Origin of the sequence: Sphingomonas sp. 66-10 (genome assembly GCF_001897045.1) — a bacterium.
GTDB lineage: Bacteria > Pseudomonadota > Alphaproteobacteria > Sphingomonadales > Sphingomonadaceae > Sphingomonas > Sphingomonas lycopersici.
Map to the genome: position 1 here is coordinate 1 of NZ_MKRR01000117.1, position 1,114 is coordinate 1,114.

4 protein-coding genes and 1 pseudogene are annotated in these 1,114 nt (G+C 63.9%); all 5 read left to right on the forward strand.

Annotated features, from left to right (window positions below; translation table 11 throughout):
• A pseudogene (gene rplP / locus BGN95_RS12690) lies at positions 1 to 66 on the forward strand (50S ribosomal protein L16); the annotation flags it as partial.
• 1 nt (position 67) lies between these two features.
• Entirely contained in the window at positions 68 to 268 is a 201-nt protein-coding gene (gene rpmC / locus BGN95_RS12695) for a 50S ribosomal protein L29 (RefSeq protein ID WP_218850082.1), read from the forward strand.
• Between the two features lie 14 nt (positions 269 to 282).
• Entirely contained in the window at positions 283 to 561 is a 279-nt protein-coding gene (gene rpsQ, locus BGN95_RS12700) for a 30S ribosomal protein S17 (protein ID WP_179512564.1), read from the forward strand.
• A gap of 83 nt (positions 562 to 644) precedes the next feature.
• On the forward strand, positions 645 to 1,013 hold the full coding sequence (gene rplN / locus BGN95_RS12705; protein ID WP_174835093.1) for a 50S ribosomal protein L14: 369 nt from the start codon (positions 645 to 647) through the stop codon (positions 1,011 to 1,013).
• Positions 1,013 to 1,114, forward strand: a 102-nt coding sequence (locus BGN95_RS12710; protein ID WP_286772820.1) for a KOW motif-containing protein, incomplete at its 3' end; no start/stop codon positions are given. The genes rplN and BGN95_RS12710, both read left to right, overlap by 1 nt.

The window sequence follows — 1,114 nt, forward strand, 5'->3', positions numbered from 1 at the left end:
AAGCTCCCGATCAAGACCAAGGTCGTGGCGCGTCTCGGCGACACGTCGCACCTCGGAGGCGAGTGAGATGGCTAAGAAGACTGATTTCATCGGGCAGACCGACGACCAGCTCGGCGAAGCGCTGGGCCAGCTGAAGCGCGAGCAGTTCAACCTGCGCTTCCAGGCGGCGACCAACCAGCTCGAGAAGCCGAGCCGCGTTCGCGAGGTCCGCAAGGACATCGCCCGCATCAAGACCCTGCAGGCGCAGCGCGCCGCAGCGGCTAAGTAAGAGGACGAGAAGACATGCCGAAGCGCGTGCTGACCGGGGTGATCGTCTCGGACAAGGGCGAGAAGACGGTGGTCGTCAACGTGGAGCGCAAGGTCAAGCACCCGCTCTACGGCAAGATCATTCGCCGCTCGAAGAAGTATCACGCCCATGACGAGGCGAACGAGTACAAGGCCGGCGAGACGGTGCGGATCGAAGAGACCAAGCCGATCTCCAAGCTCAAGACCTGGAAGGTGATCGATCGGGTGAACGCCCGCGCGACCCCGGCCGAGGTCGTGATCGACGAGACCGCGTGATCGTTCGCCCGCGTGAGCGGGCGGAAATTTTGAAGGCGGCGCCGGGTCGGTATCCGGCGCCATGAACGGAAGGAATCGGATCAATGATCCAGATGCAGTCCAATCTCGACGTCGCTGACAACAGCGGCGCGAAGCGGGTGCAGTGCATCAAGGTGCTGGGTGGCTCGAAGCGCCGCACGGCCAGCGTTGGCGACATCATCGTGGTGTCGATCAAGGAAGCGCAGCCGCGTGGCCGCGTGAAGAAGGGCGACGTGCATCGCGCCGTCATCGTGCGCACGGCGAAGGACATTCGCCGCGCCGACGGGTCGGTGATCCGCTTCGACTCCAACGCTGCGGTGCTGGTCAACAAGAACGAGGAGCCGATCGGCACCCGTATCTTCGGCCCGGTGGTTCGCGAGCTGCGCGCCAAGAAGCACATGAAGATCATCAGCCTTGCGCCGGAGGTGTTGTAATGGCCGCCGCGAAGATCAAGAAGGGTGACCGCGTGATCGTCCTGTCCGGCAAGGACAAGGGCAAGACCGGCACCGTCACGCTGGCCATGCCGAAGGACGGC

What these genes read in the sequence shown, in the direction of transcription:
- rplN (WP_174835093.1), top strand. Translation starts at nt 645, where the DNA reads ATGATCCAGATGCAGTCCAATCTCGACGTCGCTGACAACAGCGGCGCG.
- rpsQ (WP_179512564.1), top strand. Translation starts at nt 283, where the DNA reads ATGCCGAAGCGCGTGCTGACCGGGGTGATCGTCTCGGACAAGGGCGAG.
- rpmC (WP_218850082.1), top strand. Translation starts at nt 68, where the DNA reads ATGGCTAAGAAGACTGATTTCATCGGGCAGACCGACGACCAGCTCGGC.